A 15,991-nucleotide genomic window follows, 5' to 3' on the forward strand; every position below is an offset into this window, starting at 1 on the left:
CTGGTTTGCGGATAAACTATCGTGTTACGAGTGTGCGCGAAGACGGTGAGAGTGTTAGCAGTGATATTTTTAGCCTCGCACCTACTCCAAAATCAGATACACCACTAAAAATTCTACTTACCTCAGATCATCAATTAAAGCCAATGACGGCAGCAAATCTGCAAAAAGTAGTAGAAACAGTTGGACGAGTCGATGGGGTATGGTTTGCTGGTGATTTGGTCAACGTCAGCGATCGCGCCTCTGAATGGTTTGATGATAATAGTGGTAATGCGTTGTTTCCTGGCTTACAGGGTCGTGCTAAATATGACATGACGCACAACAACCTTAAGACAACCTATACTGGTGGGCAAATAATTCAACATGCACCCATGTTTACTTGCATTGGCAATCATGAGGTAATGGGGCGATTTGGCCGGACGGGAAGTTTAGATGGTGAATTTGATGATACAATTCCCCGTGTCGTTGCTCAAAAAAACTATGGGGAGAAATCTTTAACAGATAATTCTTTTAATACTAATACCTACGAAGAAATTTTCTCTTTACCAAAAAGTAAAGAAGGTGGAAAAAGGTATTATGCAGTCAGTTTTGGTAATGTGCGTTTGGTGGTATTGTACGCTACGAATATGTGGCGGACTCCCAGCTTGGATGGAAAGTGTAAGGGTAGATATCGAGAAGCAGAAAAGGATTTAAATAATCCTGAAAATTGGGGTTATGGACAGCTGATTTATGAGCCAATTGCTAAAGGCAGCAAGCAGTACAATTGGCTGGAGGCAGAACTCAACAGCCCTGAGTTTAAACAAGCAAAATACAAAGTTGTGATGTTCCATCATCCACCCCACACTCTGGGTCATAATATAGTTCCTGCTTATACAGAACCAGTACAGATAATTGAACGGGATGGCGGCAATATCAAAGCAGTGCGTTACGAGTACCCTAAAGACGCAGATTATATTATCCGCGATGTTGTCCCTTTACTAGAACTGGCTAATGTGCAATTGGTATTTTATGGGCATTCTCATTTGTGGAACCGCTTTGTTAGTCCCAGTGGAATGCACTTTCTGGAATCATCTAATGTGGGCAATACTTACGGTGCTGCTTGGGGTTACAGAAACCGAGAAGTGCCAATTGGATATCAAGAGGATTATGTTAAGCTTGGTGATCCTAATGGGTTAGAACCGATAGTGCCAAAAATTTCCCCTATGCTGGGCGAAGACGGGAAGCCGATGCCTTATATTGCCAGCAATGATATTACGGTTTTCAGTATCTTTGATACGGCGACGGGTACGATAAGTAGTTATCGTTTTGATACTCGCAAGCCTGATTCGGAAGTATTAAAGTTTGACGAATTTAAGTTACGTCCTAACTCTCTTTAACAGGACTTACTTTGGCTCGATAAAGCAGCTTCTCACCTTGAAGATACCCAGCATAGCGCACCTTGACTATTTCACCTGGCTGTGCAGTTCCCTCTATCAATTGGTGCAATTGGGGATCATAAGGTAATTCTGCTCCCACGGGTGCGATCGCTTCTACTCCCCACGCCTGTAAAAGTTTTTCTAGGGGTTTCTGCACCAACGGTACTATTTTGACTGCTGCTAGCTGTGGATTTTCTTGCGCTTTCTGTGCTGCTGTTGGCCATTGCAATAATAAAGACTCCAGCAGTTGCAAGCTTGACTGTTGGAGTTCTTGTAGTAATATCTCTCGCTGCTGTTCTAGTTGAAGCTGCGATCGCTGGTACTCTGTTCTTAAATCTGCTATTTCTTGTAATAATTCCTGAGTGGGCGCTGCTTTTTCTTGTATTAACTTTAGGGTTGAAAAAGTTGTGATTAATTCATTCAATGGCATCTGTAGCACTGGCGACAGCTTGAGCAGCACATCTAGCCGCATCTGCTCTAGCTTTCCTTGTCGTAACCGCAAAAGTTGACGCTCTGAGACACCAGCAGCGCGACTCAGCGCTTTAAAACTAGAAATACCCACTCGTTGCATTAAATCTTGCAACAAGTGGGAATTGGGCATTGGGAATTGGGAATTGGGCATTGGGAATTGGGAATTGGGAATTGGGCATTGGGAATTGGGAATTGGGCATTGGGAATTCAGTTTGTTTTCTATGCTCTATGCCCCAATACGCTTGGGTTAAGGCTAAAACTCTCAGTAAAAGTCAGTTTTTTTAACGAACCGCAAACGCGAGTGCGTCTCCCCCTGGGAGAAGGACGCCAAGGACGCAAAGAGAAGAAAGAAATGCTTAACCCAAGTGTATTGCTCTATGCCCTATGCCTCATGCCCCATTCCTCAGTACTATTCTTCCAGTAAACTTCTCAACATCCAAGCTGTCTTTTCGTGTACTTGCATCCGTTGAGTCAATAAATCGGCGGTAGGTTCGTCGTTTACTTCCTCTACCACAGGGAAAATAGACCGTGCAGTTCGGACTACGGCTTCTTGTCCTTCCACAAGTTCGGCAATCATTTCCACAGCTTTAGGAACTCCCGGAGTTTCTGGAATCGAACTCAGTTTGGCATATTCGCTGTACGTTCCTGGTGCAGGATAACCAAGCGCTCTAATTCTCTCAGCTATTAAATCAACTGCTAAGGCTAATTCTGTATACTGGGTTTCAAACATCAAATGCAATGTTTGGAACATCGCCCCCGTTACATTCCAGTGGAAGTTATGAGTTTTCAGATACAGTGTATAAGTGTCAGCCAGCAGGCGAGATAAACCCTCGGCAATTTTAGCTCTACTCGCCTCGTCAATGCCGATATTTACATTTTTGATTGTTACTTTCGATGACATAATTTTCTCCTAATTAGGTTATATGTAATTGGGGGTTGGGCACTGGGCATGGTTTATTCTCCTTGTCTCCCTCGTCCCACTCCCTACTCCCCTCTCTCATTCTCTATGCCAAGTGCATCTTCAAAACGCTACGGGGTGCTTTACGAACTCTGGCTAAAACGGTTTCTTTGCCTAAACGCTGGCAAGCTTCATACCGATGGCAACCAGAAAAGCCATAATATTGTCCATCTACTTCTAGGACATCAATGGGTTCTTGCTGCCCAATCTCCGCAATCGATTCCATTAAGGCTTGCACTTTATTTGGATCGTTTGCACGGGGCAAGGGCCGTTTTATCTGATTTAATGGAATTTCTTGGACTCTAACCATAAAGAGTTTATCCAACTAGTTCTGTTTTGTGTCTCTAAATAAATCATAGTCATTATGACTACGTTTTACAAGTGTTTCGGGGCAAAACTGGTAATGGTATCATTGGAACACTCATGCGACAAAAAAACCGCGCTACAAAGCAATTGGGAAATCCGCTCCAACGCCGCATTAAGGGGCAGAAGATGCTCTCTAGGAGACGCGCAAGAGGCGATTATTCGCTACCGCTTCTCTACGAGACGCTGCGCGAACGCTATCAAGTAGCCATGAAATTTTCGTTTTGGCGTTTTTCCCACACTGTGCTGACAACATTTTGTCTATTGGGACTGACTGCTGCATCAGGGCCTGAGAGCAACATCCAGGATATGGAACTGAAAATTGGGATTGTGCAGCGATTTGGCTCACAGCCCACAGCCAAGCTGCAACTGGAACCGATAAAAGGCGATCGCTTAAAGCTAAAATTTCAAGCGGGTAATAAGCAGCAAATCCTCTTTACCAAGAACCCTGTAAAGCTGGAAACAGTAATGCAAGCTTTACCCAAGTCAGCAGTGGAAGAAGTAGTAGTTTTGGGCACATACCGAACTTTTGAAACTGCGGAAGACAGTGCTAATAAATGGCGTTCTCAGGGAATGGAAGTGGAAATGGCCCAGCCAGAACGCTGGCAGGTTTGGGCAAAACGAGATGTTTACAGCACTCCTTTACTGCGACGCTTGCTATTGCAAAACATCCAAGCCTCTACAAAAGAGAAAGTATATATTGATACTAAAATCCGGAAACAAGTGCCGCGAGTGAGTTGGGTGGTGGATGGTAATCGCTATAGCCCGAATGATTTGGAAATTAGCACTGAGAACAACTTGATTCGGGTGAATAAAAGCGAAAAACCAGAAAATGCTCGTCTTTATGCTGGCCGACTGAATTTGCAGCCAAACGCCTATGGCACATACACTCTAGTTAATCAAGTACCCTTAGAAACTTATTTGCGTGGGGTTGTGCCTTACGAAATAGGCACAGATGCACCAACATCAGCGCTGGAAGCTCAGGCAATTCTGGCGCGGACTTATGCCTTGAGAAATTTACGTAGATTTGCCGCAGATAACTATCAGTTGTGTGCTGATACTCACTGCCAAGTTTATTATGGGCTGAATGGGGCAGCTGCCAAAACAGATCGAGCGATCGCCTCAACCAGGGGTAAAGTACTGACTTATAAAAATGAACTAATAGATGCCCTCTATTCTTCCACCACTGGTGGCGTGACAGCCTCCTTCAGCGATGTCTGGAATGGCGATGATCGTCCCTATCTACGCCCTGTATTGGATGCTGCGACTAATTTTTGGAACTTGTCTAAGCAGAGTTTAGCAGATGAAAAGAATTTCCAAAAATTTATTAATATGCAACAAGGATTTAATGAAAGCAAGTGGGATATGTTTCGTTGGCACAAGGAAACCCCTTTAAAGGATATTATCAAGGACTTGCAGAAATTTTTGCGGGTGAAAAACAGTCCCCATGCCAAATTTAAGACAATTCAAGCTATGGCAGTAGTGAAGCGAAGCCGAAGTGGACGTATCCTCGAACTTGCGGTTAGAACTGATCACAGCACATTTATTCTGCACAAAGACGAAGTTCGCAGTGCCTTTGCCGCTCCCACAAGTACGCTTTTTTACATACAACCCCTGAACAAAGGCCAACCGGAACTCTGGGGATACGCTTTTATTGGTGGTGGATTAGGACATGGAGTCGGCTTGAGTCAAACTGGCGCTCAAAATTTAGCTAAATTAGGTTGGTCAAGTCCGAAAATTCTCCAGTTTTACTATCCTGGTACTCAGATTCAAATTCTCAGCAAAGAGACTCAATTTTAAGCTATTTTCATGTATTTGAACCACATCTGTCGTAGTAGGGGCGCAAGGCCTTGCGCCCCTACCCCGTGGTCTATTTACCTGAAAATAGCTGTAAGCTAATGGAAAACTCCATTATCTATCGCGCTTGCGCTGCGCGCACCACGCAAATAATTTCAAAAATCAAAGCGGACTGCTATATTTAGCTGAAAATTGCTGTAAAAAATCAAGCAGGAACACAATAAATTTTGCGTTCCTGCTCAACACGAAATTAGGCTTTTTGGTGAACTACCCCGCCGTAAGACGGACGTAGCTGTCCAAATTCATCGGGAACAGCCTTCGGGACTTCGTAGTTCTATTTTGTCAACATTACTAACTCTTGCAAGAGATTTATTGTTGAGGGGAGTGACATACTCCTACACTGACTGAGTACAGTACAGTATAGGCTTCTCACCCAATCCGGCTATTGCTTAGGAGGCGATGAGCTTTATTAGAGAGACGGAATGCCCTGCCGCCCCTATATATTAATTTTAACTTAGATTTGTTCGTTTCCTCCATGTTTCCCGACCGCGCTGTCGCATGGGTCGCTAAACTGTCGTCAACTCACTCGCAATTCATCCCACGCTCCTAAAAGTGAGACGTGGGGCTTCTTGCTGTTTCAGCTAACTCTTAGTAGAGTTCTTCTTCTTTGTGAGTTTCGATTGTCACGTCAGAGGTTGGGTAAGCGACACAGGTCAAGACATATCCAGCTTCTATTTGATCATCATCTAAGAATGACTGATCACCTTGATCAACTTTACCCGATACGATTTTACCTGCACAAGTCGAGCAAGCACCAGCGCGGCAAGAGTAAGGCAGGTCAAGACCAGCTTCTTCGGCAGCATCTAGAATATAGGTATCGTCATCAACCTCAAGTGTTTGGTTCAGCCCTTCAGCCTCGTTGATTAGTGTGACTTTATAAGTTGGCATTGAGTAATCCTCTCTTTTGCAAACGGGAGTATAAGTTATTTTTAGGCAAAGGTTACGGCTATTCTGTGAGATTAGCCGCCGATTAAAATTTGCTTCAATTCTGATACTACGAGAAAAATTAAACGATGTAACTGGAAATTGAACCCGATTAGTAATGAAATTTAGTTACTTAATCCCGATAAGTTTTATTTATATGATTTCTTGCCGTAGTCGGGTTGTAATTAGAAAAAGCTATGTTATGTATCAGAAAACATGAGTGAGATTAATCTCACTCATGTTTTCTAGGGCTTACGCAGAAAAAATCCCCAACTCCCAATAAGGTTTGGTTAAGATCCACTTTAAAAGGGGGTAAAAGAGGGTTATGACCAAGCAAGGGACTTCCAAATAAAAAAATAGAGAGTTGGGGGGTCTTCAAAATATAAAACGTTAACCGAACCCTATTGCCTCAAAGGTATGAATTTACTGCACCATTCTCGCCACTACGATGGACTTAAACGCTTCTATTGCCTCCGGTGTAGCCTCGGTAGCTTGCCACGATGGACGTACAATCAAGCGATCGCGCCAAGCATTTAATTTTGGATATTTACTTAAAGATATGCCTACACTAGGCAGCACACTTACTACAGTTCCAGCCACAACTTCGGCAAGAGTGAGGTTGTCACTAGCAAAGTAAGGGCGATGGTCTAATAAAGTTTCAAAAAACTTCAGCACTGTGGCAATTTTATGCTCTGCCTTCTCGATTTTTGCTGGATCTCCTCCAGGCAAGCCAAGATACTGAGGTAGAAAGGTGGTGGTTGCTGGCAAAAGCTCATTCACAGTTACTAGTTGTACCATGCGGGCGATCGCTAAATCTTTGGCATTTTTAGGCAACATCGCAGGTGTCGGATATTTTGCCTCTAAATAGTCCAGAATTGCTAAGGATTCCACTACATTGAAGCCGTCATCTACTAACACTGGAATGTGATGGAAAGGGCTAATTACTAAAAAATCTGGTTTAAACTGCTCCCCATCTATTTTTATCTCTACTAATTCAAACTCAAGTCCTTTTTCCAGTAGAGTAATCCAGACGCGGCGCGAGTTGGGAGAAATAGGCGCGTGGTAAAGTGTCAGCATGATAAAACCTCAGTCAATTAAATTGTTGTAATAATGTTTCAACACCAGCATTGTGATCCAGAAAAGAAAATAAATGCCAGTAGCGGAGTTTTCCTTCTTTATCTAATACGAACTGTGCAGGTAAAGGCGCTCCTAGTGCTTGTCCTACTTGATAGGTACGAAAAACTCGACAACTGGGATCACTCAGCAACGGCATTTGTAAACCTAAATCCCTCACAACTATTTGACTTTGCCGCTCATCGGTACTAGTAATCATTAAAATTTCTATGCCACGATTTTTGAATTGTTCGTAGTTTTCATTTAAAGCTTTAATATGAGGAAAACACAAGGGACAATATTGCTTTTCGGTAAAGATGCGAGTCAAGGCAACTAATACAGGTTGTTTACCTTTATAATCAGACAATTTTACTAATCTACCGTTGTTAATATCTGGCAGTTGAAAGTCTGGTGTTCCTACTCCCAGTCTCAATTTATTACTAGCTGGAACTGGTAAAAAGTTACGGAAAAATCGCTCATTTAATAAACCAGTAAAATCAGTTGAAGTAAGCATAATACTATTTGGGATTTGGAATTTTAGATTGTCAAAGAGTTATTTAAATACTATTTTGTTTATGAAAAATTCCACCCACGAGGGGGTGGAGGGTTTTGTTTGTGTAGACGCGGTTTTTAACCGCCCGTTTCAGGTTAAGTTGACAGCAATGGCGACTATCCGTCTCCACCCACTATGCAGGATGGAGTTTCCCGCCGCTTTCTATGAAAAAACCACAGATGGACACCGAGGGTAACATTGTTGAATGTGTATCTCTGTTTATCTGTGGTTTCCATTGATTTTGCTGTTAACTCCAACAGGATGGATGAGAGTTTGCTAACCCTTAAAATTTAGACAGCAGAAAAGTAGACTTTAGACTTCACTGGGTCTGGATTCATTGTCTTGTCACCAGGTTGCCAGCCAGCTGGGCAAACTTCGTCAGGGTGAGACTGAACATACTGAATTGCTTGTAATGTCCGCAGGGTTTCATCAACGCTGCGACCAAAAGCTAGATTGTTGATGGTAGCGTGCTGTATAATACCATCTTTATCGATGATGAACAGACCACGCAAGGCAATGCCTGCTGCTGGGTCAAGAACGTTGTAAGCGGCACTAATCTCTTTCTTGATGTCCGAGACTAGAGGATAATTCAGGTCGCCGACGCCACCAGACTTACGATCTGTTTGAATCCAAGCGAGGTGCGAGAATTCACTATCAACGGAAGCCCCAAGGATTTCCGTATTAATTTTATTGAATTCTTCGTAGCGATCGCTAAATGCTGTAATTTCGGTGGGACAAACAAAGGTAAAGTCTAGTGGGTAGAAAAACAGGACGACATACTTACCGCGATAATCGGAAAGTTTGATTGTCTTAAATTCCTGGTCTACCACAGCCGTTGCTGTGAAATCGGGAGCTTGTTGACCAACGCGGAGGCTTCCTTCGGTTCCATAAGTAAGGGACATTAACCTAATTCTCCTTTATCGGTTTATTAGCGTTGGAATTCGGGCCAAGTAAAACTTACCCATCCATGCTCTCACAGTTTAATTACGATCTGTTACGACTATATCATACTCATAACGATTTTGAGTAGCAAATGCTTGATTTAGATACAAGAGAATGGTTGCTTACCAATGGACTAGGAAGTTTTGCCAGTGGTACGGTTTCTGATGTCCGCACCCGCACTTATCATGGTTGGCTGTTTGCGGCTACAAACCCACCCTCTGGGCGGACTCTGCTGTTTTCGCACCTAGAAGCTAGCTTGGAAGTGTTAGGGAGCGTTGTGGCACTGGGGACAAATTTTTGGGGTAACGGTCAGATTGAGCCAACAGGCTGCGAACTGCTACGCTGTTTTGATATTAACCCAGTTCCAAAATGGATTTGGGGTCAAGATAACTGGCAATTAACTAGACAACTGGTCATGCCCTATGGTTTGGTGGGAACTGATAACTGGGGGAGAAGCAGGGGATCTCTTAGCTGGGAGCAGGAGGAAACGTCTTTTCTCCACCCTTCCCAATGCTCAATGCCCAATGAGGCCAGTTGCTACCCTGCGGGAACGCTAAAAACGAACAAGTCGGCAAAGTCGGCGGTAGTTGCTTCAAGCCGGGAAACCACTCCAACGCACTGCCTCGCCAAGGCACTGGCTCCCCAATGCCCTATACCTGATGCCCCTGCCCAATTTTGCCATCGGATTTTAATCCAGTATCGTTACGAGGGAACTCATACAGCGATTTTACGGTTGCGACTGTTGATAGCAGAACGTGACTTTCATCACCAGCAGAGTGCTAGTAAAGAATTAAAGTTCTCACAATTGCTAGGGCAACAGCAAGTCTGCCTACAAGCAATTAATTCTGGGGATTTCGGCATACCTTGGCACTTGCGTTGGACACAGGGAAATTATCAACCAGATGGAGTTTGGTATTGGCACTACGAATTGATCGAGGAAACGAAACGGGGATTAGGCGACAAAGAAGACCTCTACAGTCCTGGTTACTTGACAGTCACACTCCAACCAGGAGATACAGTGACTCTAGAAGCGCGAGTGGGTTTTCCCGACCCGGTGTCAAGTATTCTCACCCCCAAAAGCTTTGCAGAAGCCGTTGAGGCAGAGCAAAAACGGCTCTCACAGATTTATGGATGGATGGAGGGAGGCAGAAGGGCAGAGGGGCAGGAGAGCAAGGGAGTAGAGCAGCAGAGGAATAATTACGAATCTCCAATGCCCCATACAACTCTACCAGAGGCTGCGCCAACGGCAACTCTTGCAGACGCTACGCGTAGCTTGCTTAAGAGCAGGGGTACGCTCAGTACAAGTGCCCAATGCCCCATCCTTAATTCCCAATCCCCAATTTGGCAACAACTACTCAAAGCAAGCGATCAGTTTATCGTCTATCGAGCCTCAATTGCAGGCCCCACGGTCATTGCTGGTTATCACTGGTTTAATGACTGGGGACGCGACACATTAATTGCCTTACCTGGGTTGGCATTAGTTCCAGAGCGCTTTGACCTGGGAAAAGGAGTATTGCGAACTTTTGGGCATTATTGTCGCCACGGTTTGATTCCTAATGCATTTCCTGATGTCAATGGCGAACCAATTTATAACAGTATTGATGCGGCGTTGTGGTGGATTGAAACTTTAGGGCTTTATTTAGAAGCTACCCAAGACTGGGAATTTTTGGCAGAGCAATTCCCGATTGTACAGCAAATCTACAAAGCATTTGTGGGTGGTACACATTTCAATATCCAGGTCGATGCGACTGATGGGCTAGTTAGTTGGGATGCTCCTGGTGTAGCTCTCACCTGGATGGATGTGGTAATTGGGTCACACCCCGTCACTCCCCGTCACGGTAAGCCAGTGGAAATTAATGCGTTGTGGTATTCTGCTTTATGTTGGCTGAGTCAGTGGGCAGAGCGCTTGAGCCAGCTTGAGTATGGTGAGCCAGTGCGTCTCACTAAACAAGCACAGCGTTATGCTCAACAAGCACAACGCGTGAAAACCTCGCTGCAAAAGTTCTGGAATCCTCATCTAGGTTATCTCTACGATACTATTGATCTAGACGATCGCCGAAATTTTCAAATTCGTCCCAATGCCGTTTTGGCACTCTCGCTGCACCATTGTGGGTTTTCTGAAAAGCAAGGGTGTCAAATATTAGATTTGGCAACTACCAGCTTGCTCACCCCCTATGGTCTTCGCAGCCTCAATCCCGAAGATCCCCAATACAAAGGGAAATACGAAGGCAATTCAGAGCAACGCGATCGCGCTTATCATCAAGGCACTGTTTGGGGTTGGCTAATTGGGCCATATATTCGGGCTTGGCAACGTTTTTATCCCCAAAAATCGCTGCATTTTGATTGGCAACCTCTGCTAGATCACTTCCTATTTGACGCTTGTCTTGGTTCTATTTCTGAGATTTTTGATGGCGATGCACCTCATGCACCCAGAGGAGCGATCGCTCAAGCTTGGTCAGTTGCTGAAGTAATCCGCCACATACAAAAATAATAGTTAAATTTATGAAATATTGTACTTAGGCAAAATCATGAAAAAACGAACCGCAAACGCGAGTGCGTCTCCCCTTGGGAGAAGTACGCCAAGTACGCCAAGAAAGAAGAGTTGCAGAGAGTTTTTGCGTAAGTCCTGATTTTATCTGTCTACTAAGGAAAGCTGACGCGATTGATAATAAAGGTAGGCGTTATCTTGACAAAATTTATGTTTTTAACTTGGTTAGACAGTAACTCTTGGCTATTAGAAATTGGCGATCAACGAATACTAATTGACCCTTGGCTGGTTGGTTCGTTGATTTTTAGCAATTTGGATTGGTTATTCAAAGGTTCGCGATCGCAAGAGCGCCCAATCCCAGATCATATTGATCTGATTCTGCTGTCTCAGGGTTTAGAAGACCACGCTCACCCACCAACGCTGAAGCTGCTGGATCACAGCATCAAGGTTGTTGCTTCTCCCAATGCTGCCAAAGTTGTGCAGCAGTTAGGTTACACCCAAGTAACAGTATTAGCTCATGGTGAAACTTTCACTTTCAATAATCAAGTTGAAATCAAAGCTTTTCCCGGCTCTCCAATTGGCCCTACTCTGGTAGAAAATAGTTATCTCCTCAAAGAGTTAGAGAGTGGTTTAACTGTATACTACGAGCCTCATGGGTATCATTCTCCACAACTTAATCAAGCTGCACCGATCGATGTAGTGATTACACCGTTTGTTGACATGACGCTACCTTTGCTTGGGCCGATTATTAAAGGACAAAATAGTGCTTTAGAAGTAGTAAAGTCGTTACAGCCTCAAGTAATAATACCTACTGCGGCTGGTGGGGATGTGGCCTTTGAAGGATTGTTGACGAATTTCATTCAGACTAAAGGAAATGCTCAGGAATTTCGTTCGTTATTAGAGAAAAACAATCTTGCGACGCGGGTAGTTGAGCCAAAACCAGGCGATCGCTTTGAACTACCATTAGAAAAACGAGCATTAGCAATTTGACTTCGAGAACAGATACTGGTTGCCATGTTATCAAAACAACATGGCAACTACTAATTTTGTTCCATAGCTTTCCTTATGGACTTGCCAATTATTTACCACCCAGATTACATTGCGCCCTTACCTGAAGGACATCGCTTTCCGATGTCTAAGTTCCGACAACTTTACGAATTGCTGTTAGCTGATGGTGTGGCGCAAACACAACAATTTCACACCCCTGAACGTCCACCGCTAGAATTGATCGAGTTAGTCCACACCCCAAGCTACGTTCAAGCTTATTGTGAAGGAACCTTAGATGCCAAAGCACAACGTCGCATTGGCTTGCCTTGGAGTCCAGCATTAGCGAATCGGACTTGTGTAGCGGTAGGTGGTACGATACTTACTGCGAAACTGGCACTAAGTCAGGGTTTAGCCTGTAATACGGCTGGTGGAACTCATCATGCCTTTCCTAGTTATGGATCTGGTTTTTGTATTTTTAATGATATGGCGATCGCTTGTCGCGTTTTACAAAAATTCGGACTCATCCAAAAAATCTTGATTGTAGATTTAGATGTTCATCAAGGAGACGGTACCGCTTTTATCTTCCAAAACGACGACAGCGTTTTTACTTTTTCCATGCACTGCGAAGTCAATTTCCCCGGTACTAAACAAAACAGCGATTTGGATGTTCCTTTGCCGGCGGGAATGGAGGATGATGCCTATTTGCAAACTTTGGCGAATTATCTATCAGATTTATTGTCTAAAGTCAAGCCAGATTTGGTATTTTATGATGCTGGTGTAGACCCTCATATAGGCGATCGCTTAGGCAAATTAGCCCTAACAGATGCTGGTATTTTCCGCCGAGAAATGCAGGTTTTAAGTACTTGCATGAGTAGCGGTTATCCCGTCGCCTGCGTCATTGGTGGTGGTTATGCTGATGATTTGAAATCACTCGTTTGGCGGCATTCCCTGCTGCATCGCGCCGCCAGTGAAGTTTACCAGCAGTATAAACTATAGTCATTTAACGGGTAATAGTAATCGAAATCGTAGAGTTTTTAAACCCTTAATTGTCCAGGAATTTACGAAACTGTGTACTAAAATATTTTCGCTCTCCAACATTGAAGAAAACTAGACTTGAAAATTTTGTTGGCAAAGGCAGTACTGGATGAACAACGGCAAACTCAGAATCTACGAACTAGCAAAAGAATTGAATTTGGATAGCAAAAAGCTATTAGCAATTTGCGAAAAACTCAACATAGCAGTCAAAAGTCATAACAGCACCATCTCAGAATCTGATGCAGAACGTATTCGTTCGGTGGCAAATAAACTAACAGCAAAATCCTCTAAAACTAAAACCAATTCTGAAGATTGGGGCTATATGTTTATCGCTTCAGCAATTGATAGCTTTATCCGCCATCTTGAAGGTGAAACTGCCCTGAAATCATATCCCGATTTTAGGGAACGGCGCGATCGCGCCAATGAGTTAATGCATGAATGTGTCGGGAAAAAGCCTTCTCTCTTTTATGTGCGTCGCAAAGGGGCGGGAAAAGAAGCAAGAGAAGAAATTTGGGATTTGACAATAGCAACAGACTCCGACGATTTTCCATTACCCCCAAGACTTGAGAAGCTCAGAAAAACATTAGGATTTAGAGCATCTGTACCAAAAGATGGACGCGGCGGTTTAAAAATACTGTCGGCTTACTTATTACAACCCTCACGGGCACACGCCGATAGCTATGTTATACCTTGTCCCTTGCGTTTGCTGTCTAATCATCAGCATCATCTCGACATACCGCCCGCAACATTAAAACGCATCGCAGCCGCACCAATTTGTGGCGAAAATGTACCTACAGAAGATCAACTGAAAGCTTGGAAAGCGTTTTTGCAAATTGAGGAAAAAATCGCGAAAGCGCGTCAATTTTGTGTGCGTTATGTAAGTCATAACTATAACTTCAAAAGACGAGTCAGTTTTGAAATTGATGTAGCCTCAGCCACCCTTGACGGTTTTTATCAGAATTACCTCGATGTAGACAATTTTTGGGAACGAGCAAGACGCACAAAAAACGAAGATTTAAAGCTTTTTGAAACTGCTCCCGTTGGTAAAAATTGGATTAGCGGTCGTCAATTAGGGACTGTTGAAGAAGTTGACCCCAACCGTTGTATTATCAGCCTTAGATTAGAACGCGACTTAGCTGAATATATGGCAACAGAGCGTTATAAGTTGCCAGATACAGGATTTTTATGTTTTGAGGCAATTGGTGATATTCAGCAGATTCAGCGCAAGAAAAAGGCTTTAGATGATTTGAATAATGGTTACACCCAAAATTCCTATTTGGGTAACTTTTTATTCGATGCTTCTCAAGCTAGACCAATCAAAACAACTATCGAAATTCAACCACAAGATTTATTATTATCTTCTGCTAATCCTGGACAGAAAGCAGCAGTAGAAAAGGTACTTGCCGCTAAGGATCTTGTTCTGATCCAAGGGCCACCGGGTACTGGTAAAACTACCGTCATTGCCGAGATTTGCTATCAAATTGCCCTTCGTGGTGGACGAACTCTAATTGCATCTCAAGCCAATTTAGCAGTAGATAACGCCTTAAGTCGATTAGTTCACAACCCCGTAATTCGCGCTGTCCGAAAAGGGAGAGCCGAGAAAGTTGGGGAGGAAGGACAGCCATTTCTAGAAGACCAAGTGATTGGTAGATGGTTAGAAAATACTGCGAATGATTGTGAAAATAACCTGACTCAACGGCTGGAAAATATTAAAGTTTTCAGTCACTTCTTGGCATCATCACAAAGATTTATAGCTTACTTTCAAGCAGAGGAAGAATTCAATCAGCAACAAAATAAATTCCAGAAAAATAAGATAAAACTAGAATCAAACTTTAAAAATCAAGAAAAATCTTATAACGAAACCTTAGAAAAAGAGAACGAAGTTAAATCCCTAATTGCTGGTCTAGAAAACTTAGTAAATACTACACCAAATATAAATTGGGAAGCTCCAGAAGTTACAGATTTTTTACCACTTCTTAAGCCATACACAGAAGGTAACAGTTTGGTAGAAGAATTTTTAGCAAATGTTCGTCAAACCATCAAATATACTAATGAACTTGGCTTTGTGCGTCCGGCGCTTGGTGCTTTTGGTTTAGCAGCTTGGTTGCGTAAAACTGTAGCAACAGAAATTGCTGAATTTCAAACTGCGTTGACTTATGCTAAAGATGCGAGTAAAGCCATTTCAGAAGTTGCAGCCTTGGTGCAGGTTGTCAAACAAAATTTTGCCTCATTAAATCAGCTACAACCAGATTATCAGCAATATCTTGCCAAGGTGCAAAACCTCCAGCAAACAATCCAAATTTGGGAAAATCGCCAACGGGAAATAGATTATATTATCTCAGCAGTTAAGGAATGGAAATCTACAGCCCCTTCTCACCTGTATCAAACTTTGAAAGAATGCCATCAATCTGGTTTACCACTAACAGAGAATTTAGTTGACTTACCGTTAGGTTTGTTGATGTTTGCTAATACATTAAAGCTAATAATCGTACCAAAAATATACAAAATAAACCTACCAGAATGGGAGTTATTGACAAAGGCGATCGCTTATGAAATAGAGGGCGGTTTTACTGATAGAAGGGGTAAACAGCATAATTTTAGCTATTTTTTACAGCAAAATTTTAGTCAGATTCCAATGGTGCTATCAAAGAGCGATCGCACCCAATGGCAAGAAGCCTATCAACAGTTTAGTAATTATCAACTACTAAACCCCAAACAACGAAAATTATTAGTAGAAAATACCCAGGTTTTTTTAATTAGAATGCAACGGACTTATGGTGCATCATGGGAATGGAATAATATCGACTCTACTCTGACTCGCATTACACAAGAATTGCTAGATACGATCCTTGTAAATGCACGTCAATGCGTTTACCCCTTCTATCAGT

The 15,991-nt window shown here is 43.1% G+C and carries 13 protein-coding genes (1 of these 13 only partly in view); 6 read left to right on the top strand and 7 right to left on the bottom strand.

What is annotated here, in order from left to right; genetic code table 11:
• Positions 1 to 1,373: the 3' portion of a metallophosphoesterase family protein gene (locus LC605_RS22995; protein ID WP_229549836.1), read on the top strand. The gene continues 280 nt to the left of window position 1, outside the view; only the last 1,373 of its 1,653 coding nucleotides appear in the window; its start codon lies beyond the left edge, outside the window; it ends in the stop codon at positions 1,371 to 1,373.
• On the opposite strand, the gene grpE is transcribed toward LC605_RS22995, so the two are convergent.
• The 3 genes from grpE to LC605_RS23010 form a co-directional block, all read right to left on the bottom strand.
• Positions 1,360 to 2,034, bottom strand: a complete 675-nt coding sequence (grpE, locus tag LC605_RS23000; RefSeq protein ID WP_229549837.1) for a nucleotide exchange factor GrpE — start codon at positions 2,032 to 2,034, stop codon at positions 1,360 to 1,362. The genes LC605_RS22995 and grpE overlap by 14 nt on opposite strands.
• Positions 2,035 to 2,292: 258 nt before the next feature.
• Positions 2,293 to 2,784 carry a Dps family protein gene (locus tag LC605_RS23005; RefSeq protein WP_229549838.1) on the bottom strand — a complete coding sequence of 164 codons (492 nt, stop codon included), beginning with the start codon at positions 2,782 to 2,784 and terminating at the stop codon, positions 2,293 to 2,295.
• 103 nt (positions 2,785 to 2,887) lie between these two features.
• Positions 2,888 to 3,151 carry a ParB N-terminal domain-containing protein gene (locus tag LC605_RS23010; RefSeq protein WP_012410090.1) on the bottom strand — a complete coding sequence of 88 codons (264 nt, stop codon included), beginning with the start codon at positions 3,149 to 3,151 and terminating at the stop codon, positions 2,888 to 2,890.
• Positions 3,152 to 3,264: 113 nt separating this feature from the next.
• On the opposite strand from LC605_RS23010, the gene LC605_RS23015 reads away from it, so the two are divergent.
• Entirely contained in the window at positions 3,265 to 5,004 is a 1,740-nt protein-coding gene (locus LC605_RS23015; RefSeq protein WP_229549839.1) for a SpoIID/LytB domain-containing protein, read from the top strand.
• A gap of 645 nt (positions 5,005 to 5,649) precedes the next feature.
• Here the strand turns inward: LC605_RS23015 and LC605_RS23020 are convergent.
• The 4 genes from LC605_RS23020 to LC605_RS23035 all read right to left on the bottom strand — a co-directional run bounded on the left by LC605_RS23020 (position 5,650) and on the right by LC605_RS23035 (position 8,553).
• Positions 5,650 to 5,949 (bottom strand): ferredoxin, encoded by a 300-nt coding sequence (locus LC605_RS23020; protein WP_229549840.1) that lies wholly within the window; start codon positions 5,947 to 5,949, stop codon positions 5,650 to 5,652.
• A 459-nt stretch (positions 5,950 to 6,408) separates the two neighbouring features.
• Entirely contained in the window at positions 6,409 to 7,062 is a 654-nt protein-coding gene (locus LC605_RS23025) for a glutathione S-transferase family protein (RefSeq protein ID WP_229549841.1), read from the bottom strand.
• A 13-nt stretch (positions 7,063 to 7,075) separates the two neighbouring features.
• Positions 7,076 to 7,612, bottom strand: a complete 537-nt coding sequence (locus tag LC605_RS23030; RefSeq protein WP_229549842.1) for a peroxiredoxin — start codon at positions 7,610 to 7,612, stop codon at positions 7,076 to 7,078.
• A gap of 329 nt (positions 7,613 to 7,941) precedes the next feature.
• Positions 7,942 to 8,553 (bottom strand): peroxiredoxin, encoded by a 612-nt coding sequence (locus tag LC605_RS23035; protein WP_229549843.1) that lies wholly within the window; start codon positions 8,551 to 8,553, stop codon positions 7,942 to 7,944.
• A gap of 131 nt (positions 8,554 to 8,684) precedes the next feature.
• Between LC605_RS23035 and LC605_RS23040 the strand changes: the two genes are divergently transcribed.
• The 4 genes from LC605_RS23040 to LC605_RS23055 form a co-directional block, all read left to right on the top strand.
• Complete coding sequence (locus LC605_RS23040; RefSeq protein WP_229549844.1) at positions 8,685 to 11,084, top strand: amylo-alpha-1,6-glucosidase; 2,400 nt, start codon at positions 8,685 to 8,687, stop codon at positions 11,082 to 11,084.
• 207 nt (positions 11,085 to 11,291) lie between these two features.
• Positions 11,292 to 12,071, top strand: a complete 780-nt coding sequence (locus LC605_RS23045) for an MBL fold metallo-hydrolase (RefSeq protein ID WP_229549845.1) — start codon at positions 11,292 to 11,294, stop codon at positions 12,069 to 12,071.
• A 75-nt stretch (positions 12,072 to 12,146) separates the two neighbouring features.
• Positions 12,147 to 13,064, top strand: coding sequence for a histone deacetylase (locus LC605_RS23050; protein WP_229549846.1), 918 nt, complete (start codon positions 12,147 to 12,149; stop codon positions 13,062 to 13,064).
• Between the two features lie 148 nt (positions 13,065 to 13,212).
• On the top strand, positions 13,213 to 15,991 hold a 2,779-nt coding region (locus LC605_RS23055; RefSeq protein WP_229549847.1), incomplete at its 3' end, for a translation initiation factor IF-2 N-terminal domain-containing protein.

This window comes from Nostoc sp. CHAB 5836 (assembly GCF_020829445.1).
Taxonomy (GTDB): domain Bacteria; phylum Cyanobacteriota; class Cyanobacteriia; order Cyanobacteriales; family Nostocaceae; genus Nostoc.

Excerpts from the sequence above, each read along its gene's own strand:
- LC605_RS23035 (WP_229549843.1), bottom strand. The coding sequence starts at position 8,553 with ATGTCCCTTACTTATGGAACCGAAGGAAGCCTCCGCGTTGGTCAACAA.
- LC605_RS23020 (WP_229549840.1), bottom strand. The coding sequence starts at position 5,949 with ATGCCAACTTATAAAGTCACACTAATCAACGAGGCTGAAGGGCTGAAC.
- LC605_RS23030 (WP_229549842.1), bottom strand. The coding sequence starts at position 7,612 with ATGCTTACTTCAACTGATTTTACTGGTTTATTAAATGAGCGATTTTTC.
- LC605_RS23015 (WP_229549839.1), top strand. The coding sequence starts at position 3,265 with ATGCGACAAAAAAACCGCGCTACAAAGCAATTGGGAAATCCGCTCCAA.
- LC605_RS23010 (WP_012410090.1), bottom strand. The coding sequence starts at position 3,151 with ATGGTTAGAGTCCAAGAAATTCCATTAAATCAGATAAAACGGCCCTTG.
- grpE (WP_229549837.1), bottom strand. The coding sequence starts at position 2,034 with ATGCCCAATTCCCAATTCCCAATGCCCAATTCCCACTTGTTGCAAGAT.
- LC605_RS23025 (WP_229549841.1), bottom strand. The coding sequence starts at position 7,062 with ATGCTGACACTTTACCACGCGCCTATTTCTCCCAACTCGCGCCGCGTC.
- LC605_RS23050 (WP_229549846.1), top strand. The coding sequence starts at position 12,147 with ATGGACTTGCCAATTATTTACCACCCAGATTACATTGCGCCCTTACCT.
- LC605_RS23005 (WP_229549838.1), bottom strand. The coding sequence starts at position 2,784 with ATGTCATCGAAAGTAACAATCAAAAATGTAAATATCGGCATTGACGAG.
- LC605_RS23045 (WP_229549845.1), top strand. The coding sequence starts at position 11,292 with ATGTTTTTAACTTGGTTAGACAGTAACTCTTGGCTATTAGAAATTGGC.
- LC605_RS23040 (WP_229549844.1), top strand. The coding sequence starts at position 8,685 with ATGCTTGATTTAGATACAAGAGAATGGTTGCTTACCAATGGACTAGGA.